Below are 26,169 nucleotides of genomic sequence, written 5' to 3'. Positions count from 1 at the left end.
CTGAATGTCGGCGCGCCTGAAGTACCCCCCTCCTGCCAATGTGCACACTGTGGGATTGCAGCAGAACCATCTGAGCCTCCAAATATCCGGGAACGGGACGAAAAACGTGCCCGCAATATATGGAGTGGCGGCACCCGCCAAGACATGACGCGAATCCCACGTTGTGGCCCAAGTCATGGCTCCCTATCACTACCGCGGACAGGCGCCCGGCGCTCTGAGCGAAATCGCTGGTTCCATGTCGGAGCCCGTCTATAGAGTGGCCACATGAGCCACGTATCTTCGGTCCCTGCCAGCGCCCCGGAAACAGCGGTCGCGCCTCCTGTCGCCAAGCGCATCCCCACCCGCCGCGAACACCACGGCGACGTCTTCGTGGACAACTACGAGTGGCTCAGGGACAAGGAGTCCGCCGAAGTAGTGGACCATTTGAAGGCCGAGAACACGTACCAGGAAGCGGTCACGGCGCACCAGGAACCGTTGCGCGAGGCGATGTTCCAGGAGATCAAGGGCCGTACCCAGGAGACGGACCTGTCCGTGCCCAGCCGCAAGGACGGCTGGTGGTACTACAGCCGGTCGGTGGAGGGCAGGGAGTACAGCATCCAGTGCCGCGTCCTGGCCTCGAACACCGGGGATCCAGTAGCCGATTGGACTCCCCCGTCGGTGGAGCCCGGCGTCGACATCGACGGTGAGCAGGTGCTTCTGGACGGCAACGTTGAAGCCGAGGGCCAACCGTTCTTCAGCGTGGGCGGCGCCGCCGTCACGGTGGACGGAAATCTCTACGCCTACGCCGTGGACAACTCAGGCGACGAACGTTTCACCCTCCGGATCAAGGATCTCCGTACCGGCGAACTCCTCCCGGACGTCATCGAGGACATTTTCTATGGGGTGGCCTTTTCCCCCGATGGCACCCGCCTTTTCTACACCGTTGTGGATGATTCGTGGCGGCCCTACCAGGTGAAGGCACACGTCCTGGGCACTCCGGTCACGGAGGATGAGGTTCTCTACCAGGAGGACGACGTCGCAATGTGGCTTGGGTTCGATCTTTCCTCGGACCGCCGCCACCTGGTGCTCAGCATCGGCTGTTCCGAGTTCAGCGAGACGCAACTCCTCCGCTTCGACCAGTACGCAGCCGGCCTGAGCACCGTTATCTCCCGCGACCACCACATTCTTTACGAGGCCGAGCCCTTCCTCCTGAAGGGCAAAGAGACCTTGCTCCTGACCCATAACAAGGACGCCATCAACTCGATGGTGAGCCTGGTGGACCCGGCAGAACTCGCCAAGCCGGTGGCAGAGCAGGACTGGCGTACCGTCGTCGCGCATTCGGACGCCGTACGCGTCAACGGCGCCGGCGTTACGTCCACGCACCTGGTGTTGTCCATCCGCAAGGACACCATCGAGCGCGTTCAGGTACTGCCCTTGGAAGGCCTGGGCACCACGGCGCAGGGTGCCCCTGTGGAGCCTGCCTTTGACGAAGAGCTCTACACCGCCGGGGTCTCCGGGTCCGACTACGAAGCTCCCGTCATCCGCATGGGCTACACCTCCTATTTCACTCCGTCGCGCGTCTACGACTTCGTCTTGCCCACCGCGGAACTTCCGGCCGGCCAGCTGCTGCTGCGCAAGGAGAGCCCGGTCCTTGGCGGCTACTCCGCGGCGGATTACGTCGCCACCCGTGAATGGGCAACGGCCGACGACGGCACACGCGTCCCGTTGTCCGTGCTGCGTCACGCTTCGGTTCAGCAGGATGGCACTGCCCCTGGACTGGTGTACGGCTACGGCTCGTACGAGATGAGCATGGATCCGGGCTTCGGCATAGCCCGGTTGTCGCTGCTGGATCGCGGAATCGTCATGGTGATTGCCCATATCCGGGGCGGCGGTGAACTCGGCCGGCAGTGGTACGAGGATGGCAAGAAGCTCACCAAGAAGAACACTTTCACAGACTTCATCGCGGCCACTGACTGGTTGGCAGGGTCACGCTGGGCGGACCCCGCGCGAATCGCTGCCATGGGCGGGTCCGCCGGCGGCTTGCTCATGGGTGCCATAGCCAACATGGCCCCGGAAAAGTATGTTGCCGTGGTGGCACAGGTGCCGTTCGTCGACGCATTGACCACCATCCTGGATCCGGAGCTTCCCCTGTCCGCCCTGGAATGGGAGGAATGGGGCAACCCGATCACGGACCCCGAAGCCTACGCCTACATGAAGTCCTACACTCCGTACGAGAATGTGGGGGCCGTTGCCTACCCCAAAATCGCTGCGGTGACGTCCTTCAACGACACCCGGGTGCTGTACGTCGAACCAGCCAAATGGGTCCAGGCATTGCGCTCCGTTTCCACCGGTTCCGAGCCAATCGTCATGAAGATCGAGATGGACGGTGGGCACGGCGGCGCATCAGGCCGGTATGTCCAGTGGCGTGAACGCGCTTGGGACTACGCGTTTGTTGCCGACTCCGTAGGCGCAACCGAATTGCTGCCGGGAGCCGGCCTGAAATAAGTATTCGTCAGTTTCGGCGCGCCCGCAGCAGTGCGAAGTAGCCCGGGATCACGTCCGGGGCCGACGGGTTGCTGAGCGGGCGCGTCTCGATGCTCGCCGAGCCTTCCTCCACCAGGGACCAGTCCGCCGTCGGGAAGGCCTTTGCGCGTTGCGCGGCCCCGAAACGGCCCGGCATTGGCAGTCCGCGAATGGCCCACTCAAGAGGCGCCGGAATGGAATCCCGGGTGGCCCCGAGGTGGCTGACGTAGTCCACCGGCGTTCCGGGAAAATTGGTTTCTGCCAGGAACACGCCTCCGCGCGTCCCGACGACAGGCAGCAGGTTCGCTGCCAACGCTGACCGGCCGTTCCGGTCCAGTACGTGCAGGACTCCGCGAATGAAGACATTCGCGTCCCCGGCCCAGCCTGCAGCTTCGAGTGCCGTTGCGACTGTTTGCGCAGCGTCAGGTGCCGTCATGTCGCACACGGCGAATGACGCCGTCGTAATCCCCGCCGACTCCAGCCGTGCGCGATCCACGGCGTTGGCGGAGTAGTCGAGTCCCAGCGCATGCGGGAAGCGCTGCGCCAACAGCCGGGTGAAGCTGCCGTTGCCACAGCCAACGTCCACCACGGGCAGGGCGGGGTCCAACCCGGCCAATGTGGGGAGGTAGCCCAGGAGTTCGTGGTCGCTGCCCGAGTCCCACAGGACATCGCCCGTGGCGCCGGTTGAGCGGATGTCGCCCCAGAACTGATCCCAGGCCGTACGGGCGTCCTTGGGCGCGGCGGAAGAGAGCCTGATGAGGCGTGGGATCAGCAGGTACTTCCTGAGGGCGGAGAACATTCTCCAAATATAGGTGGCACTAGGCCTCCACCAGCCACTCCAATGCCTCTGTTTCAGATGTGAAGAACTTGGTAGGGCACGGGGGTTTCATGATGCCCAGGAAAAAGTTGGCAATGACCCTGTCCACCGGTGACGAGCCCCAGAGTGCGATGCGGTTGGCCTGGCAAGGCTTGGCAAACACAGAGCGCGCACCGCGGGTGACGTCGTCGGTGGTTGCCATGTCCACAATCATCGGATGGCGGTCCGGGCCGCACAGCTCGTTGACCCGGTCCATGGCACGTTGGGCATCCGCTTCCTGGATCCTGGCCCCGCGCGGCCATGTCAAGCGAAGGATGCCCGGTTCCTCGAGCTCCAATTCAAACGACACCTGTTGATGATCCTGCGGTGTTGCTGGGTGGTCCACAGTGCTCCTTGCGCGATTGGTGGTGCTGCAGGGGAGGCGGGCGTGGCTCCCCTGCTGACACCCTCAAGGCTGACGAATCCGGAACACAAAGTAAAGGTGTGCCCTGCGACTCATCCCGGCCATTTGACGCACGGCCGCCTTTGTCCTCAAAGCCGCTGATAGGGTGTTGCCACATCAAGAAATACCGTGAATGGAACGTTGGAACGGAAGGGGCTCAGTGGGCGAGACCGTTGCCGACGTACAGCATGTCCGGTCGGCCGTAGTGGCGGATTCAGACAGTGGCAGGTTGGCCGCGACCTCGGCCGCGCTTTCCTCAGCGGGATTCGAGGTCTTCCCTGCCCCGGACGCTGACTCCCTGGCCTCGCAAATCCAGCAGCACAACCCCTCTGTAGTGGTGGCTCAGAGCGCCCTTGCGCACGGCTTGCGCAGCCCGGGAGTCCCGATGCTGCTGGTCCTCGCCGCAGAGGAAATTGTGGACCTTGAGGAAGTGGAGGCCTGGCGGGTAGCTGACTACGTCATCAGCCCGGTGCAGTCGGGGGAAATTGTCCACCGTGTTAAAACCCTGATCGGCCGGGCCGCCGAACGCGCACGTTCCCGCGGCGAAATCGAAGCGCTCCGCGAAAGCCTCCGCAATGTCTCCTCGGCCATCCGGGAGACCAACGATCCCCAGTTGATCGCCGACCACGTGGTCCGCGGCTTCGGCGAGGCCCTGCGTGTTGACCGCGTCTGGTTCGCTACGTTCCGGGACGAACGCGTCCCCAGTATCCGGGCTCAGTGGAACCGTCCCGGCCTTTCGCTGCTGCCCGCGCGCCTGGGCGAGAGCGAGAACGCCATTATCGAGACGGCCAACAGGCTTTGGGCCGAGGCGGACGTCCTCGCCGTCACGGACCACCGGGAGGACCCCGACTCAAAGATCGCCAAGGCGCTGCGGGAATGGTCCGGTGACCTCAACCCCGTGTCCACTGTCCTTCTCCCCGTGGGTGAAGGCGCCTCGGCCATGGGCATCATCCTGCTGTCCACCGTGGAGGAACGGCACGACTGGACCCGACCCGAGATTGCCTTGATGCAGCATGTGGCTGGAAATGTGGCCCACGGCCTCATCCAGGGCCATCTCATCAGCGCCCAGCAGCGCGTCCTCCACCAACTCAGGCAGTTGGATAAGGCCAAGACAGATTTCCTGGCCACCGTAAACCACGAGCTCCGGACACCCTTGACCTCCATCACCGCATATCTGGACATGATCCAGGACGGCTCCGGCGGGCCCGTCCCCGAAGGCATCAGCAAGATGCTGGACGTCATTGCCCGGAACTCCACACGCCTCCGCAGGCTCATCGAGGACATGCTCACAGTGTCCATGCAGGACGGCAGCAACCTGGACCTCAAGCCGGTGGATATCGCCAAGCTCCTCCAAGTGGTGGTTGCAACGCTGCGGCCACTGGCAGAGTCCCGGCACGTCTCAGTGTCCTTTACCGAAGGAACTGAGGACATCGAAGTCACGGCCGACGAAGCAAAGCTGGAACAGGTATTCACCAACATCGTGGCCAACGCCATCAAGTTCACTCCCGAGGGTGGACGGGTGGGCATCACCAGCTCAGTCTCGGCCTCCGAGAACGGCGGACTCGCACTGGTCCGGATCGCAGACAACGGTTTGGGCATCCCGGAACACGATCTCCCACACATCTTCACCCGCTTCTACCGGGCCTCCAACGCCACTTCCGCGGCAGTGCCGGGCAGCGGGCTCGGTTTGGCAATCGCCCACGACATCATCAGCCGCCATATGGGGCGCCTGCTCCTGGATTCCACGCTGGGCTCCGGGACCACGGTGTCCGTCGAGTTGCCGGTAGGCGGGCCGTAGCGGATCTTCCGTGTCGGATCGGCGCACCTGGTCAGGAACCGGTGCTGCTTGATTTCATGAGGCGCGCCCGGCCTCAGCAGTGCCCAGGAACCCTCTCTATCCGGCGCCCCGTGTGACAGCCGTGTCAACGTGGGCTCCGCACATGCGCGTGATGGTCACTAATGCTCGACATACTCCGAAACAAAATTGATGCCCCGGGCAGCAGCCCGGGGCATCAATTGACGTCATATGGCCTTGAGAGGCGCTCCCCCAATGTTTAGTTCGGCCACCAACCGATGCTGGTGGTGTTCGTCTTCGTGGTGGTGAAGCTGTTAGGCCACCAGCCGATTGCCGTGCTGTCCTGCGTAGGCTCGGCATTAGCCGGGGCAGCGAAACCCGTTACTGCCAGAACCGCCGCCATGAGCAGGGTTGCCGCAAATTTTTTCATCCGCTATGCCCTTTCGTACTGATGCGAATTTGTTGTCTGTGACTTGAATAAAGTCACGGTGCAAACTATACGAGCTTTTCTTCCGCAATGACATGGATAATGGGCACATGCAAAGTCCGCACCTCGCTTCCCACCTCGTCGCCGGTCTTTCGGCACGCGCCAAGTGGAAGGAACGGGACTTCGACGAGGCCTATCGGCTTGCAGGCGACGCTGCCGGACTGGCAACGGTCGCCGGCGATGACGAATCGTGGTGGAACATGCGGTACCTGCAGGCCGAGTGCCTTCGGGACCAGGGGCGCATTGAAGAGTTCCTCACCCTGGCCATGGAACTCAATGGCCACAACCTGACCTCGTCTTCACCGGAACTCGGGGCCAAAGCAGGCACCATGGTTGCCGTGGCATTCCAAGGTTTGGGCCGGCTTCCCGAAGCAGCAGCCATGGCGGCCGATGCGGCGAAACTAGCAGCCAGGGACGCCGAGTTGGTGTACGTCCAGATCCTTGCCCAGCGCGCCCTCATCGCTGCTCTGGCGGAGAGCCGCATGCTGGACGATGCCTGGCGGGAATGCTTGGTGCTGGAAACACTACTGACCGACGACGTGGATGAAGACACCGCCGGAAAAGGTTATTGGGTTATCGGCAATGTCGCTTTCCTTGCCGACCGCGTTGCTGACGGCGGGCGATATCACGATCTTGCTGCCGAACGGCTGTCACCGTCAAAGGACGTTGACTTGTGGGCCCGTTTCAACAGGGCTTCCGCGGAAATGCGGCTTCAAGCGAAGCTCAGCGACGCAGCAACCCTGCGTTGCATTGAAAGGGCTGAGCTGGCCACGGACATTGTTGGCGGCTCGGAACGGGACCATCTTGAAATGTCCCTGGTCCGCGCCCATTGGTATTTCCTCAGCGGCGATATGCAGCAAGCCACCGCAATCCTTGAGCCGCTCTGCACCCGATCCTCCATTCTGGCCACCCAAACCTCCGCCGAGGCACATTTCCTTTTGGCCCGGACTTTGCTGGAATCCGGTAGGCGTGGAGATGCTCTGACTACGTTCGATGAGGCCGCAGCACTGTTCGAACAGGCGGCGCTGCCTGAACGCAGCGCTGCAGTCAGGGAGTATCTTCGCCATAGCGATGAGCAACGAGGCGAGCCACACAGGGGGTGAGCATGTCCGAAGGAAAAATGTACTCCGGCAACGACCCTCGCTTGGGACTGCTCCTGGAAGGCATCGTCAGGCTTGCCGCCGGGGACCTCAACACCCGGATCGAAGTCTCGGATGCGCGCGATGAAATCGATGCCGTGATCATGGGTACCAACCTCCTTGCAGAAGACCTTCAGATCGTTTACGAAGAACTTGAGCAGAGGGTGCAGGCCCGGACGCAGCAGCTCAACGAGGCCCATCTTGCGATGCAGCATATGGCCATGACCGACGCCCTTACAGGGCTGAACAACCGCTCAGCGTTTGCCACCGCCCTCAGCGAAGCCCAGGTCAGCGGGGCCGAAAGCGGCCGACGGGCTGCGATCCTCCTGCTGGACATGGACGGATTCAAAGCGATCAATGACTCCCTGGGCCACACCATCGGGGACAAGGTCCTGGAAACGGTGGCCAACAGGATCTCAGGGGCTGTCCGCGACCAGGACATGGTCGCCCGCATGGGCGGCGACGAATTCGCCGTGCTGATTCCCGAAGTCACCCCTGCGATAGCCGCCTCCATCGGCAACCGGATTCTCGCTGCAGTTGTGAGCCTCATGGAGATTGAGGACCAGCACCTCCGTTGCGGTGCCAGCATGGGCCTTCGAATGGCTGACCCCGGCCATAGCGCGGAGGAACTGATGATGGAAGCGGACATTGCCATGTACGAGTCCAAGGCTGATGGGCGTGGCAAGCTCAAGGTCTTTGAGCCGGCAATGCTGCATGCCCGCCAGATGCGGAACCAATTGGTGGGTGAACTGAAAGAGGCGATCACCGGTTCGCAGTTGGTGCTCTTCTACCAGCCGATCATCAGGCTGGATACCCGCGAAATCGAAGGCGTGGAGGCCTTGGTCCGCTGGAACCATCCCAGCCGAGGCCTCATCATGCCGGACGAGTTCATTCCCATCGCCGAGGAAACCGGGATGATCTCGGACCTGGGCGGCTGGGTGCTCCGCACCGCCGTCGAACAGCTGAAGCAATGGCGCACCGACCCCCTCACGTCGAGCCACGACTTCAGCATGCGCATCAACGTTTCGGCGGCCGACCTGCAACGGCTCGAGTTCATCGAGGACGTCCGGGAGGCTTTAGCCTCCGCGGAGCTGGACCCCTCGCTCCTGGTCCTGGAACTGACCGAGAGCGCGGTCATTCAAGGCAACGATCTGGACCGCTACACACTCAACAGCCTGCGCCGTTTGGGCGTGGGGCTGGAAATCGACGACTTCGGCACCGGTTATTCTTCCATCAGCTACCTCCGCCAGCTCCCGGTGGACACCGTCAAAGTGGACCGGACCCTGCTGTCAGCCCTAGGCAGCGACCCGGCGCAACCGGCCCTTCTTGCGGCCGTGCTGCAACTGATCCGGGCCTGCGGATTGGCCGCCGTGTGGGAGGGCGTGGAAACCGCCGATCAGGCCGAGTACCTCCTCAGCATCGGTTGCACCAGTGGCCAGGGTTACTACTTCAGCCGGCCCTTGCCTGAGGCGCAGTTGACCGAACAGTTGAAGCACAACAAGAGCTGGCCAGTCAGCTGATGGTCCGGGTCCAGGGATGGTGCCGCGTGCGCCACTCAGAGTCCAGGATCGCGTAGATGTTTTCAGTGGCCCATTGGCCCTTGTAGTGCCAGTTGTCCACCAATGTTGCTTCGAGCCGCATGCCCAGGCGCTTGCAGATGCCCGCCGAGCCAGCGTTGAGCGCGTCCAACTTCGCATCGATCCGGTGGAACGCCAGTTTCTCGAAGGCCAGCTTCATGACAGCCTCTGCCGCCTCGGTTGCAATCCCGTGTCCTCGAGCTTCGGGGTGCAATATCCAGCCCAGCTCCCCCTGTCCGGTGCCCTCCAGCCATTTCAGGACCACTTCGCCCATCAAACCAGGCTGGTCTTTGCGCTCGATGGCAAGGCAGATCCAGTCTCCTTCCTGGTTGAATTCGAAGTTCGCGTACCGTCCCAGGACTTCCATTGACTTGGTCCTGGTCAGCTCGTTGCGCAGCAGGAACCGGGCGGTTTCAGGAAGTGATTGGTAACCGTGGAAGCGTTCGAGGTCCTCAGCTTCGAAGCGCCGCAGGATGAGTCGGTCAGTGATGATGGGAAGCTCAATTTCGGGCATGTGTTCGAGGCTACTAGGTGCAGGCGAATACTGGTCCAGTCTTGACACGTGACGCGATCTGGGATTACCTAATGAACATTCGGTAAATAAAGCTGGAGGCAATGACGCATGGTTGAAACAACCCTCTCCGGTGCATCGCACCACATCCTGACAAACGACTACGCGTCCGAATGGATGGGCATTGAGGTCCTCAAGCTCGACGACGGCCACGCCACCATCCGGATGCACCTCCGCCAGGAGATGCTCAACGGATTCGGCATGGCCCACGGCGGAATGATCTTCGCCTTCGGTGACACAGCCTTCGCGCTGGCCTGCAACCCGGCCAACCCCACGCCCAAGCAAGCCGCCAACATCACGGTGGCGTCCGGCGTCGACATTAACTTCATCAAGCCGGCGTTCCAGGGCCAGGTGATCACCGCCGTCGCAAACCGCCGCGCCAGCACCGGCCGAAGCGGCCTGTACGACATCCAGATCTACGCCGCTACCCCTGACGACAACGCCGCCCCTGACACCGAGCCCGGCGAGCTCATTGCTGAGTTCCGTGGCCGTAGCCGCACCATCTCCAAGAAGTAGGAAACCGATGACCCAGAACACCGTGGCCGCACCAACCGCTACCACCGCCAAGGCCAGTGCCCCTGTGCTGGACCGTGAAGAAACCATCTCCCGCGACGAACTTGAGGCACTGCAGCTCACCCGCCTCCAGCACACGGTCGCCTACGCCTACGATCGCGTCCCGCTGTACAAGCGCAAGTTCGACGAAACCGGAGTCCACCCCTCGGATCTGAAGGAACTCAGCGACCTCGGCAAGTTCCCCTACACCACCAAGGAAGACCTCCGCCTGGAGTACCCCTTCGGCATGTTCGCTGTCCCCCAGGACCAGGTGGCGCGTATCCATGCAAGCTCCGGCACCACCGGCCGGCCCACCGTGGTTGGCTACACCAAGAACGACCTCGCCAACTGGGCAAACCTCGTTGCGCGCTCCTTCCGCGCCTCGGGCGTCCGCCCCGGCATGAAGGTCCACAACGCCTACGGTTACGGCCTGTTCACCGGAGGACTCGGCGCACACGCCGGCGCTGAAGCGCTCGGCTGCACCGTCATCCCCATCTCCGGCGGCCAGACCGAACGCCAGATCCAGCTCATCCAGGACTTCAAGCCGGACGCCATCCTGGCCACGCCAACGTACCTGCTCACGATCGCCGATGCCATGCAGCACCAGGGCATCGACCCCACCTCTACCTCCCTCAAGTACGCCGTTCTCGGGGCCGAACCGTGGACCGAAGAGATGCGCCACGAGCTCGAAGTCACCATGAACATCAAGGCCTCCGACATCTACGGACTCTCCGAAGTCATGGGGCCCGGCGTCGCGGGCGAGGCCGTGGAAACACAGGACGGTTGCCACATCTGGGAAGACCACTTCCGCCCGGAAATCATCGACCCCTTTGACCACTCCACGGTCCTGGGCGACGGCGAACCCGGCGAACTCGTCTTCACGTCCTTGACCAAAGAAGCATTGCCAATCATCCGGTACCGAACCAAAGACCTCACCCGCCTGCTTCCGGGCACCGCCCGCCCCGCGCACCGCCGCATGGGCCGCATCACCGGCCGCAGCGACGACATGATCATCCTCCGCGGCGTGAACCTGTTCCCGTCGCAGATTGAGGAAATCGCCCTGCGGATCCCGGAGCTCAGCCCGCACTTCCAGCTCGAGATCACCCGCCCCGAAGGCAAGCGAATGGATTCGCTGACGGTCAAGATTGAGCGCCGGGAAAACGTTCCATCCGAGGCCGGCACGACGGCGGCACACACCTTGCGTGAGCAGATCAAGATTCACGTCGGGTCATCTTGCGTGGTTGACGTTGTGGAGCCAGGTTCCCTGGAGCGTTCCAACGGGAAGCTTCGCCGGATCTACGACATGCGCCCGAAGGGCTGAACGCCCGCCCCGTAGAGATCGTGAGAAAATGCCAGCATGCCTACTGAGACCACCACCAAGCGCGGACGGCCCGGTTACGACCAGCAGTCGGTGCTCCGCATCGCCGTCGACGTCTTCAACCGCCACGGGTACGACGCTACGTCCATGGGCATCCTGGCCGAGAACCTCGGGATCTCAAAATCGGCCATCTACCACCACGTGCCGTCCAAGGGCGATCTCCTGAAGCTCGCCCTGGACCACGCGTTGGGCGGTTTGGAGGCCATCCTGGAGGAGCCGTCTGCCAGCACCGGCCCCGCCGACGCACGGCTTGAGTTCGTGCTCCGGCAGACCATCGCAGTGCTGGTGGACCGGCTGCCCTTCGTAACCCTGCTGCTGCGTCTACGCGGCAACACGGAGATCGAGCGGGACGCACTGGAACGCCGCCGCGCTTTCGACCACAAGGTAGCTGCCCTGATTTCCGCGGCCCGGGAAGATGGTTCGCTGCGCCAGGACATCGATCCCCGCACGGTCACGCGCCTGCTGTTCGGCACCATCAACTCGATCGTGGAGTGGTACAAGCCGGGCGGCTCGCTGTCCCCCGAGAAGCTCGCCGATGACGTCATCACCATGGCTTTCGACGGGCTCCACACGGCCGCCTGACCACCTCCGTGGCCAACGGTCGCCTAGGGAACTGTGGGTACAAAGTGCTTGACACCGACCGGGCGGCTGCTATTTTTGTGCCCATCGGGTTCGTGTTCCACCCTTGTCGGATTCCTCCCGCACGGCGCGCACCCTGAAAGCAGGACGCCGTGGAGATTGACCAATGACCGCGTCACTGGCGTTCAGCATCCTCACCTATCTTCTCGCTTTGGGACTGGGCGGCTTCGCAGTCATCCACTACGCCCGCAAACGTAAACCGGTGCTGCGCAGCATGGGGTTGACCCTCAATCGATGGCTGCCGATCGACATCGCCGTTGGGCTTGCGATCACGTTCGTTGCGATCGGGCTGGTCTTCGTCGTCGAACTCCTCCTGGGTGTAGTCGCGGTCCAGCCGGGAACGCTCACCTGGTCCTCGTTCGCCAGCGAAGTGCTGGTTCCGCTGATTCAGGCCGCGGCCCTGGAAGAGTTCCTCTTCCGCGTCCTTCTCCTCAGCGGCGTGGCCATCCTGCTCTCGCGACTGACACACGGTCGGTGGATCGCTGTGCTCCTGACTGCAGCGCTCTTCGGGGCCGGCCACTTGGGCAACGACGGTGCCACAGCGGTCTCTGCCTTCGGCACAGGCCTTGGCGGCGTGATCTACGCCGTTGCGTTCCTCGCAACCCGCAGCGTGTGGTTGCCGTTCGGCCTTCACCTCGGCTGGAACATGGCCCAGGGGCTGTTCGGCTTCCCGATCAGCGGCAACATCGTTCCCGGATGGTTTTCGACAGCCTCTACCGGCCCCGAACTTCTCAACGGCGGCGCTTACGGCCCCGAAGGCGGCATCCCCGGAATGCTGGCCCGCGTGTTGATCATCGCCATGGTGTTCGCCTACGTGAAGACCCGCTGGCCGGACGGCAGTATCGCCACCCTGCGGTTCGCGCCAGCCCCGGAGAAACACGGCGCCGTTCTCCAACCAACAACCTGAAAGGAATCGCCATGCGGATAGCACCCAAGGTTTGGATCGGCCTCGCTATTTGGATCGGCTACGTGGTGGTCGTGACCGCCATCCAACTACTCTCCGGCATCCCCTATCCAGAGCTCAGTGCCAGCGCCTCAAACGTATGGCGGGCCATCGTGGTCTCCCTCAGCATCGGGAGCATACTACTGGCCGCCACCGCGTGGTGGCTTGGCTGGTGGAAACCAGCCCTGCGCGATCGCCAACGCGCGCCCCACAAATGGCCAATCATTGCCCCTCTAGTGCTCCTGCTGGCCGCACTCGTGAATTTTGCCGGCACCGATTGGTCCAAGTTCGACGCCGGATTCCTCCTCGCGCTACTCACATTCGGTGTCCTGGTCGGCTTCGCCGAGGAATTCAGCACCCGTGGCCTGGTGCTCGTCGCCCTGCGCTCAAAGCTCGGCGAAGGATGGGTATGGTTCCTCTCCAGCCTGATGTTCGGGCTAATGCACGCCGTCAACTTCTTCGCCGGACAGGCACTGTCGCCAACATTGACCCAAGTCGTCCTGACGTTCGCGCTGGGAACCGGGTTCTACATCCTGCGACGCACCACCGGCACCCTGCTCTGGGCCATGGCCCTGCACGCAATCTGGGACATCTCCACCTTCACCGTCGCCTACGCACCCACCGAATTGGCTGGCCTGGCCGGCCCGATCCAATACCTCAGCGCAATCCTCGCCGTCGCGTTCGTTTACTGGGCGATCAAGGGAGCCAACGAACGGACCGCTGTCACCACCCCAGACCCAGCCCTCAGATAGGCGTCTTTTCAGCGGCTTGTTCGAGCCTTTTTGGCGCGGATGCCCGATTCCTACGAAGAACGGTGAGAGAGGGAACCCCTCAAACCTGACAGGCGTGAGAGAAGGAACCCCTCAAACCCGACAGGCGTGAGAGAAGGAACCCCTCAAACCCGACAGGCGTGAGAGAAGGAACCCCTCAAACCCGACAGGCGTGAGAGAGGGTTACTTCTCCACGAGCGTCAGGACGTCGTAGGTGGCTACGATTTCGTCGTTCTGGTTGGTCAGGACGGCGTCCCAGGCAACTTCGCCGTATTCATCAGTCTCGCGCGGGGTGATCTTCTTGGCCGTCAAGGTGACACGGATGGAGTCGCCGGCCGCAACGGGCGTGATGAAGCGCAGGTTCTCCAGGCCGTAGTTGGCCAGGACGGGACCCGGTGCGGGCTCGACAAACAGTCCGGCAGCCCAGCTCAACAGCAGGTAGCCGTGGGCCACGATGCCGGGGAAGAAGGGGTTGGCTTCGGCGGCTTCCTGATTGGTGTGCGCATAGAAGGTGTCGCCCGTGGAGTTCGCAAAGGCAGTGATGTCCTCGAGCTTGACCTCACGGAGTTCAGAACGCACGGCATCGCCGATGCGCAAGGTTGAGAGGTGCTTACGGAACGGGTGCTCCCCCTCGGTTTCCACCGTGAAGTTGCGGTCGGCTCCGGTGTGCCACTGGCCGGTAACAGCAGTGAGCATGTTGGGGGAGCCCTGGATGGCGGTGCGCTGCATGTGGTGCAGGACGGAGCGGATGCCGCCCAGTTCCTCGCCGCCACCTGCGCGGCCGGGACCACCATGGACCAGGTGCGGGACAGGTGAGCCGTGACCGGTCGACGAGCGGGCGTCTTCCCGGTTGAGCATGTGGACGCGTCCGTGATGGGCTGCGATGCCGGTGACCAGCTCGCGGGCCACTGCGGGATCGTTGGTGCACACGGAGGCTACCAGCGAACCGGATCCACGGGCAGCCAGGCGAATGGCGTCGGCAAGGTCCGAATAGCCAATGACTGACGATACGGGTCCGAATGCTTCCAGCGAGTGGACTTCTTCGGTCTCAGCATCGGCCCAGCTTAGGAGCACGGGAGACATGAACGCGCCGTCCTCCACGACGCCCACGGCGCCCCCAACCGAGGTGACCGACGGCGTATCGAGAGATCCGTACGCAAGCTCGCCACCGGCGTCGAGCATGGATTGCACAGCAGCGCGGACGTCGGCGAGCTGCTCCAGCGAAGCCAGGGCGCCCATGGTGACGCCGTCTGCACGGGGGTCACCGACGACGACGCGCTCGTTGATGCGGGCGCCGACGGCGGCAGCAACCTCAGCGGTGAGCTGCTGCGGCACGATGATGCGGCGGATGGCGGTGCACTTCTGGCCCGCCTTGACAGTCATTTCGGTGACCACTGCCTTGACGAAGGCGTCGAACTCTGGCGTGCCCGGAACGGCATCAGGGCCGAGGATGGCGGCGTTCAGGGAGTCGGTTTCAGAGGTAAAGCGGACGCCGCCCTGAACAACATTGCTGTGGCTCTTCAGCGAGTTGGCGGTTGATGCCGAGCCCGTGAAGGACACGAGGTCGCGGTAGTCGAGCTCGTCCAGGATGGTCCGGGCCGAACCGGAGATGAGCTGCAGGGAACCGGCCGGGAGGATACCCGATTCGACTATTGCCTTGACCGCAGCGGCGGCCACGTAACCAGTGGGCGTTGCGGGCTTCACGATGGTGGGAACGCCGGCAAGGAATGCGGGAGCAAACTTCTCCAACATGCCCCACACGGGGAAGTTGAAGGCGTTGATCTGCACCGCGACGCCGGGAATGCGGGTGTAGATGTGCTCGCCGGCGAAGGAGCCATCCTTGGACAGCACCTCCATGGGGCCGTCCACCACAACCTGCGAGTTGGGCAGTTCACGGCGGCCCTTGGATCCGAACGTGAAGAGCACGCCGATGCCGCCGTCGATGTCGATCATGTTGTCGATCTTGGTGGCACCGCTCTGCGACGAGGACTCATAGAGCTCCTGGCGCCGGCCGTTGAGGTACTGGGCAAGCTCCTTGAGCTTGAGGGCGCGCTGGTGGAACGTCAGTTTCCCGAGTTCGGCCTGGCCTGTGGTGCGGGCGTAATTTACGACGGCGGCAAGGTCCAGTCCGTCGGTGCTCACGTTGGCCAGGACTTCTCCGGTGCTGGCATCGCGAACCGGGACCTTCTTGGCGTCTGGCGCCGGGGTCCACCAGGCATCCTGAACGTAACTGGGGACGGTTGCAACGGCTGTGGTTTCCGGGGCGACTGCGGTAGTGGTCATCGTCGACGGGTCCTTCCAAGGCACGTGAAATCGGCACGGTCAATGCTGACTGGAGCCAACATTACTGACCGGCCGTTCGGTAATATATACAGGGTACATGAATGCCCGGAGGAGTACAGCAGTAATTTCCAGGGACGCCGAAGGGCCGGCCCCTTTGTGGGGAGCCGACCCTTCGTTTCGTTTGTTTGGATGCCGAGTCTAGTTGGCGCCGAATTTGGTGTTGTAGCGGAACATGAAAGCTGCCATCGCGTCACGGTTCACCGGCTGCAACGGACGGAACGACTTCATGTTTCCCGCCTCGGCCCAGCCCGTGGAAATCCCCTGAGCCGCGAGCCAGGTGATCTCCTTGTAGAACTGAGCACCCACCGGAACATCAACAAACGGCGAAACCTTCGGTGCCGTGAACTCAGGCTCCCCCGCCAGCCGGTACATGAACGCCGCCATCGCATCACGGTTCACCGCCTGCAACGGACGATACGTCGTGGACTTGTCAGCCTCGACCCACCCCGTCGAGATCCCCTTATCGGCAAGCCAGGTGATCTCCTTATAGAACTGCGTACCAACAGGAAGATCCTTGAACGGAGTCACCGCAGGAGCCGTGAAAGCAGGCTTGTCAGCCAACCGGTACATGAACGCAGCCATCGCATCACGGTTCACCGGAGACAACGGTTGATACGTCCGGGACCCATTCGCCTCCCACCCCGTGGAAATACCCTTATCCGCCAACCACTGGATCTCATCCTGGAACTGCGCCCCCAACGGAACGTCATCAAAACCACGAGTACCTTGAGTAGCCGTGGCATAACTCAACGTCCCAATATCCGTGTTCTTGCCCACCGCGGTCGCAACCGACCTGGCATTGGCCTCAGCAAGAACATCCCCCGAGAAAATCGGACCGGACTGGCCCTCAGCGTCAGCCGACACAAAGTACAAACCCGTGCTCAGACCCGTGACCTTGAACGTGCCATCCCCCGCGGTCCTTGCGTGGCGGGCAGTGAGCACGGCGTTCTTGGAGTAAATGCGAATGGGCACATCGCTCAACGGTGAACCGTTGGATCCCACGACCTTGCCCGTAAGGGTCCCACCCACACGGTTGGTCGCATTGATGTTCTCAGCTGACTGCCCCGGCGCCAAGGTGATATTCGTGGCGCTTCCTACCCCCGAGCTTTCAGGCACATTGTTATAGAACTGCCCTTCTTGAGCCGTTCGATAGGTGTCGTAGTCCTCTCGGTTGAACTGGACCTTGTATGCCCCCGGAAAGAGGCCACTGACCGTATATTCCTTGCCCGAGTAGTACTGGGCATGTTTTATCACGGAACCATCCACAGCAAGGACCTGCACGCTGTTGCCGGCGTCCAGGGTGGGAAAGGAGCCAGAGATGGCGGCGGCCCTCACGGGGGCGTCCGCAATGCCACTGACAGTCTGGGCTGCGGCCACAGTAACACTGGGCGATGAAGCCGAGGTTGGCACGCTGCCATGCCACATGGAGACGAGGTCGTAATTATCTGATTGGAACTCGAGCTTGTACGCCCCTGCTTCGAGCCCACCGATCGTGTACGCACCCGCCTTGACGGCGGTTTGGATTGTCACCTTCGTCAAGTCGTTGGCGGGTCGGGCTACTACCGACCCGTGGAAATTTCCTCCCGAAATGGAGCCCGAAATGACTGCGGATTTCTTCAAGACCTGATCGATTCCCGTGACTACAGACCCATCGGAAACCTTGATCTTTGTCGCTTGGGCGGGGTCGGAAACGCCGGGGTAATTGGTCTTGAGGAATGGAGATCTTCCCTCATGGGAGGAAAACGAAACGATGTAAGCGCCGGGCATCAGCGGCCCGAGATCGAACGACTTGTCCTCACTCCTGATCATCTGCCACGCAGTGTGGTCCCCGTCCGAAGCCGTGACAACGATGTCTCCCCATTCCGTGCCTTCGGGAGCAGTGACTTTACCCTTGATCCGTCCGCCGGGAGAAAGGATTTGATTGATCCCGGCGACGGCGGCTCCGGCAGCGACGTCGACACGGGTGGCCTCCGCTTGCGTATACCCGCCGTAATAGGTGGCGAGCACGTTGCGAGGTTCGGAACTTTCCCTGAAGTAGATTACGTACTGTCCGGGTTCGAGGCCGGTCAGGGAGAACTGTCCACTGGCATTCGGCTTAGCTTGTTCAAAGGCGGAGTTGGACCAGGCCTGAACAGAGATCGTGGTCGCATCCACACCAGCAGGGACCGTGACCTTGCCTGAAATACTCCCGGTGGGTGCTGCGATGGCCGGGGATGCGATCCCGGCTGGCAACGCGCCCAGGAAAAGTGCTGTCAATACTGCGAGAGCGACGCGAAAGCGGCCGCGCGAAAAACCCCTCACGGGTCCCCCATGTTCCATGCGAGCGAAAGGGCCGCTCCAATGGCGGCCCCACGCGATCTTAGTGCATGTACGGCGGTACTCGAAAACGCAGCAAAGCAGCGAACGGGTTCGGACAAAAAAGGGGTTGGCTCCACTGATCTGGAACCAACCCCTTCTGGTTGATAAGTCGAGCTAGGCGGCTAGTTGGCGCCGAATTTGGTGTTGTAGCGGAACATGAAAGCTGCCATCGCGTCACGGTTCACCGGCTGCAACGGACGGAACGACTTCATGTTTCCTGCCTCGGCCCAGCCCGTGGAAATCCCCTGAGCCGCGAGCCAGGTGATCTCCTTGTAGAACTGAGCACCCACCGGAACATCAACAAACGGCGATACCTTCGGTGCCGTGAACTCAGGCTCCCCCGCCAGCCGGTACATGAACGCCGCCATCGCATCACGGTTCACCGCCTGCAACGGCCGGTAGGTCGTGGACTTGTCAGCCTCGACCCACCCCGTCGAGATCCCCTTATCGGCAAGCCAGGTGATCTCCTTATAGAACTGCGTACCAACAGGAAGATCCTTGAACGGAGTCACCGCAGGAGCCGTGAAAGCAGGCTTGTCAGCCAACCGGTACATGAACGCAGCCATCGCATCACGGTTCACCGGAGACAACGGTTGATACGTCCGGGACCCATTCGCCTCCCACCCCGTGGAAATACCCTTATCCGCCAACCACTGGATCTCATCCTGGAACTGCGCCCCCAACGGAACGTCATCAAAACCACGAGTACCTTGAGTAGCCGTGGCATAACTCAACGTCCCAATATCCGTGTTCTGACCCACCGCGGTCGCAACCGACCTGGCATTGGCCTCAGCAAGAACATTCCCCAAGAAAATCGGCCCCAGGCCTTCAGGCTCAGCTACTACGAAGTAGAACCCCGTGGTCAGGCCGGTAACCTTAAAAGTTCCGTCAGCCGCTGTCCTTCCCGGACGAGTAGTGAAGGACCCATCCTTGGTGTAGACACGGATCGGCACCTCGCTCAAAGGAGCGCCGTTGGCGCCGAGGACCTTGCCCGTCAGCGTTCCGCCCACGCGAACGGTTGCATTGATGTTCTCAGCGGTCTGCCCGGCAGCAACCGTCACTGGCGTGGCATTGGCGGCACCCCCGGATTCCGGGAGGTCCTTGTACAGCTGGCCCTCGTAGGTGGTCCAGTACCCCTTGGTGCGGTTGAACCCGACCTTGTAGGAACCGGGCAGCAGGTTCTTGAGGGAGTAGGTGGTCTGCGACGTTTCCATGACTGTGGAAGAAGCCACCGTACCGTCCGCAGTCACCGCTGTGATGCCCATCCCCGGGCCACTCATCGACGGGCCCGGCGCGGGTGCCCCGGCGACGGAACCAGAGATAGTGGCAGCTGCAACAGCGGAGTCGTGGATTCCAGTGAGCTTTTGGCCGTCGGTCACGGTGATCCAGGGCGACTTGGCAGGGTCAGCAACCCCCTTGTGCCACATGTTGGCCCACGTGTCGTTAAAAGCGCGGTAATGGAGCTTGTACGTGCCAGCCTTGAGACCACCAATCGTGAAGTTACCCAAGTTATCCGAGCTGAGGAACGCTGATCCTGCGAAATCGTTCAGGGCAAAGTCCGGGCCGGCCTCCACCATGACCTGGCCGTTGTAGGCAGCAGCACCAGCCGGAACCGAGAGCTTTCCAGAGATCATTGCGGCCGGTTTCAGCGTTTGATCGATGCCGCTGGTGGTGGCACCCTCTGTAACGTTCACCGGTGTCGGTGCGCCGCCCGGAGACGTCGAATACGACGTGCGCAAAACGGGCGAGGGCTCAGGAGAGTAGCTGAAGCCCACTTCATGTGTGCCGGTAGGCAACCCGATGACTGTGTATGTGCCGTCTGCTGCTGGATTGGCGGGCAATCCGGCATTTGCGTTAACGCTGACCTTGGTCACGTCCACGCCGGCAGGTACGGTGACCTTTCCTGAGATCTTGCCGCCGATGGTCAAGGTCTGGTTGATCCCGGTCACCACTGCACCGGCCGCAACGGGAATGACGGTCGCTTGGCTTTCCTTACGACCTCCATACCAAGTGGAGGTGAGTTCGGGCGCGGCAAAGGTACTAAAGCTGACTTTGTACTGCCCGGCTTCGAGCCCGGTGAGAGTGAAGGTGCCGTTGGCTTGGACTTGGGCATAGCTGTACGACGGGCTAAGTGTTTGCACCGTAATTTTCGTTACGTCAAAGCCCTCGGGCACCGTGACCGTTCCGGAAATACTTCCCGTGGCCGCTGCAAACGCCGGGGACGCAAACCCAGCGGGCAATGCGCCCAGAATAAGTGCTGCTAACAGTGTGAGAGCGAGCCGAAAACGGCCGCGAGAAATACCCCTCATGGGTCCCCCGATTTTCATGCGAATGAAGGGGTCGCTGGGTTGGCGACCCGTCGCGATCCTAGTGCATGAAAACGGTTATTCGAAACGCCGGATATATGTGAAGTGAGAGAAGGCTTCGGGCTGCTTTAGCCCTTGCCCCCGAGCTTCTTCACCAACAGGAGCGGCTTTTTGAGGAACTCCCCTACGCTGGTCCGGACGACGATGGTCTGGTTCAGGGCGTCGAGCCGCTCCAGCACGTGGTCGAGCTTGGCGGCGGCTTCGTCGAGGCGACGCTGCTGGGCACGGATCAGCTCCTCCTGCTCGGCCAAGACTTGCGTCAGGTAGAGCATGGTGCCGAGCCCGCCCTGGGCAACACCCTCTCGAAGGTGCTCATCGCGGACCAACGCATCGTAGCGGGCGTGCTCGGCGGCTTTAGCGAAGATACTGTTCCCGTCATGCCCCTCGGACTCAGGCCGCTGGGACCAGAACGCGAGGGGTTCGCCGTCGAGGAATCCAACGCGCGAGTGGCTGAGGACCCGCAGGTGGAACTCCCAGTCGCCCACCACAGGGAGGTCTTCGTTGTAGTACCCCACGGCGTCGTGGAGGCTGCGACGGTACAGGAAGGAAATGGGGACAGCCCGGTTGATCTTCAGCATGTCGGCAAGGGTGATTTGCTGCATGTCCGCCCAAAAGATCTCGCGGCGGATCGGCTCAATCCGGTCTGCCACGAGCTCTTCGATGACGATCTCGGTGCGGACCATGACGCCGCTCTCGGCTCCGTGGGCAGGATCATCCAGGTAGGCGACCGTGCTCTCCAGGAAGTTCGGCGCCCAAAAATCATCGTCGTCGTGGATCACGATGAAGTCGCCTGAGCCGGCTTTGATGCCCGCGTTGGAGGCGGCCTCCATCCCGACGGATTCGGCATGGTGGAGCGTGATGATGCGTTCCCGCTCGGCTTCAGGCCGCTGGGAGGTGAGGCGATCGACGTCGGCCGGGTCGCCGCCGTCGTTCACGATCACCACCTCGAAGTCCCGGAAAGTCTGGGCGAAAATGTCGTCCAGGGCCCGTGCCAGGAAGATTGGGCGGTTCTTGGTACGGGTCACGATGGTGACGCGGGCACCGGCATTCATGGCTGGTCCATTCCGTTCGGGAAGTGTGATCAATCCTGCATGTTAGCAGCGCCCGGAAGCCCGGAGCCCAGCTTTGCCCGAACCGCCGCGATCTGAACCTCAGTGACGCCGTTGGTCGTCAGGAAAGTCACCGCGTCGATCGAACCAAGGAAGTCCCGAAGGCTCGCCCGACGCTGCGCCAGCATTGCCTCAAGGTCGTCGCCGGAAAGGTACGGGTCGTGCGCGTGAGGCGCCCCATGTGTGCGGTGTCGCTCGTTGATCCCGCGGGCAGCGAGCTCGTAGCCGCGCACGATCTCCTCTTGGTCGATGTCCGCCAGCTGCTGGAGGAGCAGGGCGATCACACCACTGCGGTCCCTGCCCGCCGAGCAGTGAACAACCACCTTTCCCGGGGACGCGGCGATGGCTTTGAACACCGCGGCAATTTTCTCCCCGAAAAGCTGCAAATAGTCACCGTACTGGGCAGGGTCCTTCAGATAGGGGCCGAACAGTTCACTGAAGTCGCTATGGTCAGGATCCTCTGTTGGGCAATGGACGACGTCGATACGGGCCTTCACGTGGTCCGGCACCTTGGGATCGGTATCGCGTTGGCGACGTTCGCGGGAGGCACGGAGATCGATCACGGTGCGGACGCCGTCGTCGTACATCTGCTGCCAACCGGTCCCGGTGAGCCATTCGTGCCGACCCATCCGGTACACGTCTCCGGCAACGTGCCAGGCGTTGACGGCGCCATCCCACCGAACAGCGTGGTGAGCTGAGGTTGTCCCATCCATAGGAGCCAGCTAAGCACATTGGACGGCCTGGATGTGAGTGTTCGCTGAGGGGCTGGCTCTCGGGATTATCACGCGCGCCTAATGCCGAGAGCTCACCCCTCGGCGGCGTATTTCGACAGCCTGAACTCGAGGCCGTTGCGCACCGCGGGCCATTCGTGGTCAAGGATGGAGAACACCACAGTGTCGCGGAGCGCACCGTCGCCGCTGCGCGAGTGGTTCCGGAGCACGCCGTCCTGCTTCGCTCCGAGCCGGGCAATCGCGTCCCGGGACTGCTGGTTCAACCAGTGCGTGCGGAATTCCACGGCCGGGCAACCCAGTGTTTCGAAGGCGTGCCGAAGGAGCAAAAGCTTGGAATCCGGGTTGGTTCCCGTGCCGTGCGCCGAAGCAGCATTCCACGTCGAACCGATCTCCACGCGCGGCGTTACGGCGTCGATGTTCATGTACGTCGTCATGCCGATGAGCTTGCCCGTCGCCGTGGACCGCGTGGCAAACGGCAGCATGGAACCTTTGGCTTGCAGGTCCAGGCGCCGGTCGATCTCGGCGGCCATGCCCTCCGGCGTCGGGACTGAGGTGTACCAGAGCTTCCACAGTTCGCCGTCGCGGGCTGCGTCCACCAGCCCATCGTGGTGCTCCGGGCTCAGCGGTTCAAGCGTCACGAATTTTCCGGTCAGGGTGATGGGTTCGATTGAAGTCACCCGGTTAGCCTAACCGCCTGCGGGCGTCAGTCGTTCCAGTCGAAGAAGCCCTTGCCTGTCTTGCGTCCGAGCTCGCCACGGGCCACTTTGTCCCGGAGGATCTGCGGCGGAGCGAAACGGTCGCCGAGCGTGGAGTGCAGGTACTCCGCAATGCCAAGCCGGACGTCCAGGCCCACAATGTCGGTGGTCTTCAGCGGACCTGTGGGGTGCTTGTAGCCCAGGACCATGGCGGCATCAATGTCCTCCGCGGACGCGACGCCCTCTTCCACCATGCGCATGGCCTCCAGGGCGATCGCCACACCCAGGCGGGAGGATGCGAACCCGGGCGCGTCATTGACGACGACGGCGGTCTTGCCAAGTGCCTCGGTCCAGCTTTTCGCCGCAACAGCGAGTTCGGGAGACGTTTCCTTGGCCAGCACCACCTCAATGAGGGTAGAGGCGGGCACCGGGTTGAAGAAGTGCAGGCCAACGAAGTTGGCGGGCCGGCGGAGTTCGTTGGCGAGTCCGGTGACTGACAAGGAAGAGGTGTTGGATGCCAGGAAAGCATCCGCTGAAAGGTGCTCTTCAACGGCTTTCAGAGCGGTGACTTTGAGTTGGTAGTCCTCAGGCACGGCTTCCACCACAAGGCCACAGTGGATGAACGACTCGTAATCCGTGGAGGTGCTGAAGCGGGCCATTGCTGCTTCGGGGGCCTCGCTCAAGGTTCCACGGGCTGCAGACTTGGCAACCGCCTCGGCTACGCGGCCTTGCGCTCCGGCAGCCGCCTCGTGATCACGCTCCACCACGATCACGGTGGCACCCTTGGTGAGGAAAGCGTGCGCGATGCCGGCACCCATCCGGCCACCGCCCAAGACTCCGACGACGTGCGGGATGGCGGGAACTGCTGTCATTTCTGGGTCCTGTCTTGCGTGGGCGCTTCAGTGTCTTGCTGGGCTTTTGCCGATTTCTTGTCGAGGAAGGCCTGCATGCGATCAAACTTGGCCTGGGATTCAAAGAGGATTCCCTGGGCGAGGGTATCAATCAGCGGGTGGGCTTCAGCCGGGGCGTGGAACACCGACTTGGTAATGCGGACCGCCAAGGGGTCCTGACGTCCGATCCGGTCCGCCAGCTTGTGGGCGGCATCCATCAATTCCGGGGCCTCATGGATTTCCGTGATGAGGCTGATCCGCAGTGCTTCCTCAGCCCGCAGCACAGCGCCGGCCAAGAGAATCTCCTTGGCCTTCGGCTCGCCGACAAGCTCCTTCAGTCGCCAGCTGGCACCGGCCGCGGCCAGGATCCCCAAGCCGGTTTCCGGGTTTCCAATCCTGACGCTCGGAGTTCCGATGCGGAAGTCCGCCGCGTAGGCGAGTTCAGCGCCCCCACCCAGGCAATATCCGTCCAAGGCCGCGATGACGGGCATGGGAAGCTTGGCGATCCGGACAAAGATGGTGGAGTTGATCCCCTGTAAGGCGTCATCCCGACGGCGTTCCCGCAACTGGCCAATATCGGCACCGGAGGCAAACACGCCCTCGGTTCCGGCGATGATCAGTACCTTGGGGCTCCGCTCCAGTTCAGCGCAGACCAGGTGGAGCTCGTCCACCATTTTCTGGTCAATCGCATTGCGGACCTCGGGGCGGTTCAGGAGAACGGTGAGGCGGTCTTCGCGTTCCTCGATGAGCAGCGTGCTGAAGTCTTTCGGGTTCAGTGCCATTACACGCCTTCCAGCAGCATCGCGGTGCCTTGTCCGACGCCGATGCACATCGTCGCCAACCCGACCTTCGGTCCAGTCCCGGAGGCGAGTTCGCGCTCCATCCGGCCCAACAGCGTGATGGCGATACGTGAGCCGCTGGAACCGAGCGGGTGCCCCAAGCTGATGGCGCCGCCGTCGTTGTTCACGATGTCAGGGTTCAACCCGAGGCGACGCATACTCGCGAGTGACTGCGTGGCGAATGCTTCGTTTAGTTCCACGGCGCCGAGCTGATCCGCGCTGAGGCCCGTACGCGCAAGGATTTTCTGAGTAGCCGGAACAGGACCAATGCCCATGATTTCCGGCTCGCAACCGGCTGAAGCTCCGTCGACGATGCGGGCGCGTGGGATAAGGCCGAACTTCTTGATGGCTGCCTCTGACGCGACGATGATGGCCGATGCACCATCGTTCAGGGTGGAAGAGTTGCCTGCCGTGACCACGGATCCGCCAGGGACCACAGGCCGCAGCCTGGCCAGGACGTCCATGGTGGTGCCTTCACGGGGACCTTCATCGGTGTCCACCACTGTCTCGGACTTACGCGTCGTGACCGTGACCGGAACAATCTCGTCCTTAAAGCGGCCGCCGGCAATGGCGGCCAGCGCGCGCTCGTGCGAGCGGACGGCGAAGGCGTCAGCGTCCTCACGGGAGATGTTGTCCACCCGGCCCACTTCCTCGGCCGTCTCCGGCATGGAGTACGTCATCTTGCCGTCACGGGAGAGCTCACCCTTGGTGAAGAGCGGGTTGGCAAAGCGCCAGCCGATGGACGTGTCGAAGATCTGTCCCGGCTTGGCGAATGCTGTGGCCGGCTTCTCCTGGACCCATGGCGCTCGGCTCATGGACTCAACGCCCCCGGCTACCACGATGTCCGCAGCACCGGACTTGATCATCTGGCTGGCCATGATGATCGCGCTGAGACCGGAGGCGCACAGGCGGTTCACCGTGATGCCAGGGATGTGGAGGGGAAGTCCCGCCAGAATGGTGGCCATACGGGCCACGTTGCGGTTCTCCTCGCCTGCGCCGTTGGCGTTGCCGAGGATCACCTCGTCAATGGAGTCAGGATCGACGCCGGCACGCGCCACCGCTTCCCGGACCACCAACGCTGCGAGATCGTCCGGACGGACGGAGGACAGTGCCCCACCGTAGCGACCTACAGGCGTACGTGCGCCGCCAACAAGAAAAGCCTCGACCATGAGAACATCCTTCGCGAAGTGAAAGGGACCGGCCTGGGAATAATATACCGACCGTTC

The 26,169-nt window shown here is 62.4% G+C and carries 22 protein-coding genes; 9 read left to right on the top strand and 13 right to left on the bottom strand.

Features of this window, described 5'->3' with window-relative positions; all coding sequences use genetic code 11:
• Window positions 1-264: 264 nt before the first annotated feature.
• A complete protein-coding gene (locus LN996_RS11170) occupies window positions 265-2,484 on the top strand; it encodes a S9 family peptidase (protein WP_231340457.1) in 2,220 nt (739 codons plus the stop codon).
• Between the two features lie 7 nt (window positions 2,485-2,491).
• Here LN996_RS11170 and LN996_RS11165 read toward each other — a convergent pair whose 3' ends face one another.
• Together LN996_RS11165 and LN996_RS11160 are read right to left on the bottom strand one after the other, a co-directional pair.
• Window positions 2,492-3,301: a class I SAM-dependent methyltransferase gene (locus tag LN996_RS11165; protein ID WP_231340456.1), complete on the bottom strand. Its 810-nt coding sequence runs from the start codon at window positions 3,299-3,301 to the stop codon at window positions 2,492-2,494.
• A 19-nt stretch (window positions 3,302-3,320) separates the two neighbouring features.
• A complete protein-coding gene (locus LN996_RS11160) occupies window positions 3,321-3,704 on the bottom strand; it encodes an STAS/SEC14 domain-containing protein (protein WP_231340455.1) in 384 nt (127 codons plus the stop codon).
• Window positions 3,705-3,894: 190 nt separating this feature from the next.
• Here LN996_RS11160 and LN996_RS11155 point away from each other — a divergent pair, with 190 nt between their 5' ends.
• Complete coding sequence (locus LN996_RS11155; protein WP_269215671.1) at window positions 3,895-5,559, top strand: ATP-binding protein; 1,665 nt, start codon at window positions 3,895-3,897, stop codon at window positions 5,557-5,559.
• A 256-nt stretch (window positions 5,560-5,815) separates the two neighbouring features.
• Here LN996_RS11155 and LN996_RS11150 read toward each other — a convergent pair whose 3' ends face one another.
• Window positions 5,816-5,986: a hypothetical protein gene (locus LN996_RS11150; protein ID WP_207594441.1), complete on the bottom strand. Its 171-nt coding sequence runs from the start codon at window positions 5,984-5,986 to the stop codon at window positions 5,816-5,818.
• A 107-nt stretch (window positions 5,987-6,093) separates the two neighbouring features.
• On the opposite strand from LN996_RS11150, the gene LN996_RS11145 reads away from it, so the two are divergent.
• Together LN996_RS11145 and LN996_RS11140 are read left to right on the top strand one after the other, a co-directional pair.
• Window positions 6,094-7,146 (top strand): hypothetical protein, encoded by a 1,053-nt coding sequence (locus LN996_RS11145; RefSeq protein ID WP_231340454.1) that lies wholly within the window; start codon window positions 6,094-6,096, stop codon window positions 7,144-7,146.
• A 2-nt stretch (window positions 7,147-7,148) separates the two neighbouring features.
• Entirely contained in the window at window positions 7,149-8,702 is a 1,554-nt protein-coding gene (locus LN996_RS11140; RefSeq protein ID WP_231340453.1) for a bifunctional diguanylate cyclase/phosphodiesterase, read from the top strand.
• On the opposite strand, the gene LN996_RS11135 is transcribed toward LN996_RS11140, so the two are convergent.
• Window positions 8,695-9,273, bottom strand: a complete 579-nt coding sequence (locus LN996_RS11135; protein ID WP_231340452.1) for a GNAT family N-acetyltransferase — start codon at window positions 9,271-9,273, stop codon at window positions 8,695-8,697. The two genes, LN996_RS11140 and LN996_RS11135, sit on opposite strands and share 8 nt — an antisense overlap.
• A 108-nt stretch (window positions 9,274-9,381) precedes the next feature.
• On the opposite strand from LN996_RS11135, the gene LN996_RS11130 reads away from it, so the two are divergent.
• The 5 genes from LN996_RS11130 (at window position 9,382) to LN996_RS11110 (ending at window position 13,594) form a co-directional block, all read left to right on the top strand.
• Window positions 9,382-9,846 carry a hotdog fold thioesterase gene (locus LN996_RS11130; protein ID WP_159701143.1) on the top strand — a complete coding sequence of 155 codons (465 nt, stop codon included), beginning with the start codon at window positions 9,382-9,384 and terminating at the stop codon, window positions 9,844-9,846.
• A gap of 7 nt (window positions 9,847-9,853) precedes the next feature.
• Window positions 9,854-11,203 (top strand): phenylacetate--CoA ligase PaaK, encoded by a 1,350-nt coding sequence (gene paaK, locus LN996_RS11125; protein WP_231340451.1) that lies wholly within the window; start codon window positions 9,854-9,856, stop codon window positions 11,201-11,203.
• A gap of 36 nt (window positions 11,204-11,239) precedes the next feature.
• Entirely contained in the window at window positions 11,240-11,842 is a 603-nt protein-coding gene (locus LN996_RS11120) for a TetR/AcrR family transcriptional regulator (RefSeq protein ID WP_231340450.1), read from the top strand.
• A gap of 163 nt (window positions 11,843-12,005) precedes the next feature.
• Window positions 12,006-12,806, top strand: coding sequence for a CPBP family intramembrane glutamic endopeptidase (locus LN996_RS11115; protein ID WP_231340449.1), 801 nt, complete (start codon window positions 12,006-12,008; stop codon window positions 12,804-12,806).
• 11 nt (window positions 12,807-12,817) lie between these two features.
• On the top strand, window positions 12,818-13,594 hold the full coding sequence (locus tag LN996_RS11110) for a type II CAAX prenyl endopeptidase Rce1 family protein (RefSeq protein ID WP_231340448.1): 777 nt from the start codon (window positions 12,818-12,820) through the stop codon (window positions 13,592-13,594).
• 201 nt (window positions 13,595-13,795) lie between these two features.
• On the opposite strand, the gene paaZ is transcribed toward LN996_RS11110, so the two are convergent.
• The 9 genes from paaZ to LN996_RS11065 form a co-directional block, all read right to left on the bottom strand.
• Window positions 13,796-15,895, bottom strand: coding sequence for a phenylacetic acid degradation bifunctional protein PaaZ (gene paaZ / locus LN996_RS11105; protein ID WP_231340447.1), 2,100 nt, complete (start codon window positions 15,893-15,895; stop codon window positions 13,796-13,798).
• Window positions 15,896-16,093: 198 nt separating this feature from the next.
• Window positions 16,094-18,274, bottom strand: a complete 2,181-nt coding sequence (locus tag LN996_RS11100) for a collagen binding domain-containing protein (protein WP_374202221.1) — start codon at window positions 18,272-18,274, stop codon at window positions 16,094-16,096.
• 161 nt (window positions 18,275-18,435) lie between these two features.
• The gene (locus LN996_RS11095) at window positions 18,436-20,622 is read right to left on the bottom strand and encodes an S-layer homology domain-containing protein (protein ID WP_231340445.1); all 2,187 of its coding nucleotides are present in this window, start codon (window positions 20,620-20,622) and stop codon (window positions 18,436-18,438) included.
• A gap of 125 nt (window positions 20,623-20,747) precedes the next feature.
• Window positions 20,748-21,764, bottom strand: coding sequence for a glycosyltransferase family 2 protein (locus LN996_RS11090; protein WP_231340444.1), 1,017 nt, complete (start codon window positions 21,762-21,764; stop codon window positions 20,748-20,750).
• The gene (locus LN996_RS11085) at window positions 21,761-22,501 is read right to left on the bottom strand and encodes a tyrosine-protein phosphatase (protein ID WP_231340443.1); all 741 of its coding nucleotides are present in this window, start codon (window positions 22,499-22,501) and stop codon (window positions 21,761-21,763) included. Before LN996_RS11085 ends, LN996_RS11090 begins: the two co-directional genes overlap by 4 nt.
• 92 nt (window positions 22,502-22,593) lie before the next feature.
• Complete coding sequence (locus LN996_RS11080) at window positions 22,594-23,196, bottom strand: GNAT family N-acetyltransferase (RefSeq protein ID WP_231340442.1); 603 nt, start codon at window positions 23,194-23,196, stop codon at window positions 22,594-22,596.
• A gap of 26 nt (window positions 23,197-23,222) precedes the next feature.
• On the bottom strand, window positions 23,223-24,086 hold the full coding sequence (locus LN996_RS11075; protein ID WP_231340441.1) for a 3-hydroxyacyl-CoA dehydrogenase family protein: 864 nt from the start codon (window positions 24,084-24,086) through the stop codon (window positions 23,223-23,225).
• Window positions 24,083-24,886 carry an enoyl-CoA hydratase/isomerase family protein gene (locus tag LN996_RS11070; protein WP_231340440.1) on the bottom strand — a complete coding sequence of 268 codons (804 nt, stop codon included), beginning with the start codon at window positions 24,884-24,886 and terminating at the stop codon, window positions 24,083-24,085. Before LN996_RS11070 ends, LN996_RS11075 begins: the two co-directional genes overlap by 4 nt.
• A complete protein-coding gene (locus LN996_RS11065) occupies window positions 24,886-26,112 on the bottom strand; it encodes an acetyl-CoA C-acyltransferase (protein ID WP_231340439.1) in 1,227 nt (408 codons plus the stop codon). The genes LN996_RS11070 and LN996_RS11065 overlap by 1 nt, the downstream gene beginning before the upstream one ends.
• Window positions 26,113-26,169 lie beyond the last annotated feature (57 nt).

The organism is Arthrobacter sp. AK01, assembly GCF_021109375.1.
Lineage (GTDB): Bacteria > Actinomycetota > Actinomycetes > Actinomycetales > Micrococcaceae > Arthrobacter.
The sequence above is the reverse complement of the archived record's forward strand: the minus strand, read 5'-3'. Positions and strand labels throughout refer to the sequence as shown.

Coding starts and splice junctions, on each gene's coding strand:
- LN996_RS11085 (WP_231340443.1), bottom strand. CDS start 22,501: ATGGATGGGACAACCTCAGCTCACCACGCTGTTCGGTGGGATGGCGCC.
- LN996_RS11130 (WP_159701143.1), top strand. CDS start 9,382: ATGGTTGAAACAACCCTCTCCGGTGCATCGCACCACATCCTGACAAAC.
- LN996_RS11145 (WP_231340454.1), top strand. CDS start 6,094: ATGCAAAGTCCGCACCTCGCTTCCCACCTCGTCGCCGGTCTTTCGGCA.
- paaZ (WP_231340447.1), bottom strand. CDS start 15,895: ATGACCACTACCGCAGTCGCCCCGGAAACCACAGCCGTTGCAACCGTC.
- LN996_RS11095 (WP_231340445.1), bottom strand. CDS start 20,622: ATGAGGGGTATTTCTCGCGGCCGTTTTCGGCTCGCTCTCACACTGTTA.
- LN996_RS11150 (WP_207594441.1), bottom strand. CDS start 5,986: ATGAAAAAATTTGCGGCAACCCTGCTCATGGCGGCGGTTCTGGCAGTA.
- LN996_RS11135 (WP_231340452.1), bottom strand. CDS start 9,273: ATGCCCGAAATTGAGCTTCCCATCATCACTGACCGACTCATCCTGCGG.
- LN996_RS11165 (WP_231340456.1), bottom strand. CDS start 3,301: ATGTTCTCCGCCCTCAGGAAGTACCTGCTGATCCCACGCCTCATCAGG.
- LN996_RS11155 (WP_269215671.1), top strand. CDS start 3,895: ATGGAACGTTGGAACGGAAGGGGCTCAGTGGGCGAGACCGTTGCCGAC.
- LN996_RS11120 (WP_231340450.1), top strand. CDS start 11,240: ATGCCTACTGAGACCACCACCAAGCGCGGACGGCCCGGTTACGACCAG.
- LN996_RS11140 (WP_231340453.1), top strand. CDS start 7,149: ATGTCCGAAGGAAAAATGTACTCCGGCAACGACCCTCGCTTGGGACTG.
- LN996_RS11100 (WP_374202221.1), bottom strand. CDS start 18,274: ATGGAACATGGGGGACCCGTGAGGGGTTTTTCGCGCGGCCGCTTTCGC.
- LN996_RS11115 (WP_231340449.1), top strand. CDS start 12,006: ATGACCGCGTCACTGGCGTTCAGCATCCTCACCTATCTTCTCGCTTTG.
- LN996_RS11110 (WP_231340448.1), top strand. CDS start 12,818: ATGCGGATAGCACCCAAGGTTTGGATCGGCCTCGCTATTTGGATCGGC.
- LN996_RS11075 (WP_231340441.1), bottom strand. CDS start 24,086: ATGACAGCAGTTCCCGCCATCCCGCACGTCGTCGGAGTCTTGGGCGGT.
- LN996_RS11070 (WP_231340440.1), bottom strand. CDS start 24,886: ATGGCACTGAACCCGAAAGACTTCAGCACGCTGCTCATCGAGGAACGC.
- LN996_RS11065 (WP_231340439.1), bottom strand. CDS start 26,112: ATGGTCGAGGCTTTTCTTGTTGGCGGCGCACGTACGCCTGTAGGTCGC.
- LN996_RS11170 (WP_231340457.1), top strand. CDS start 265: ATGAGCCACGTATCTTCGGTCCCTGCCAGCGCCCCGGAAACAGCGGTC.
- paaK (WP_231340451.1), top strand. CDS start 9,854: ATGACCCAGAACACCGTGGCCGCACCAACCGCTACCACCGCCAAGGCC.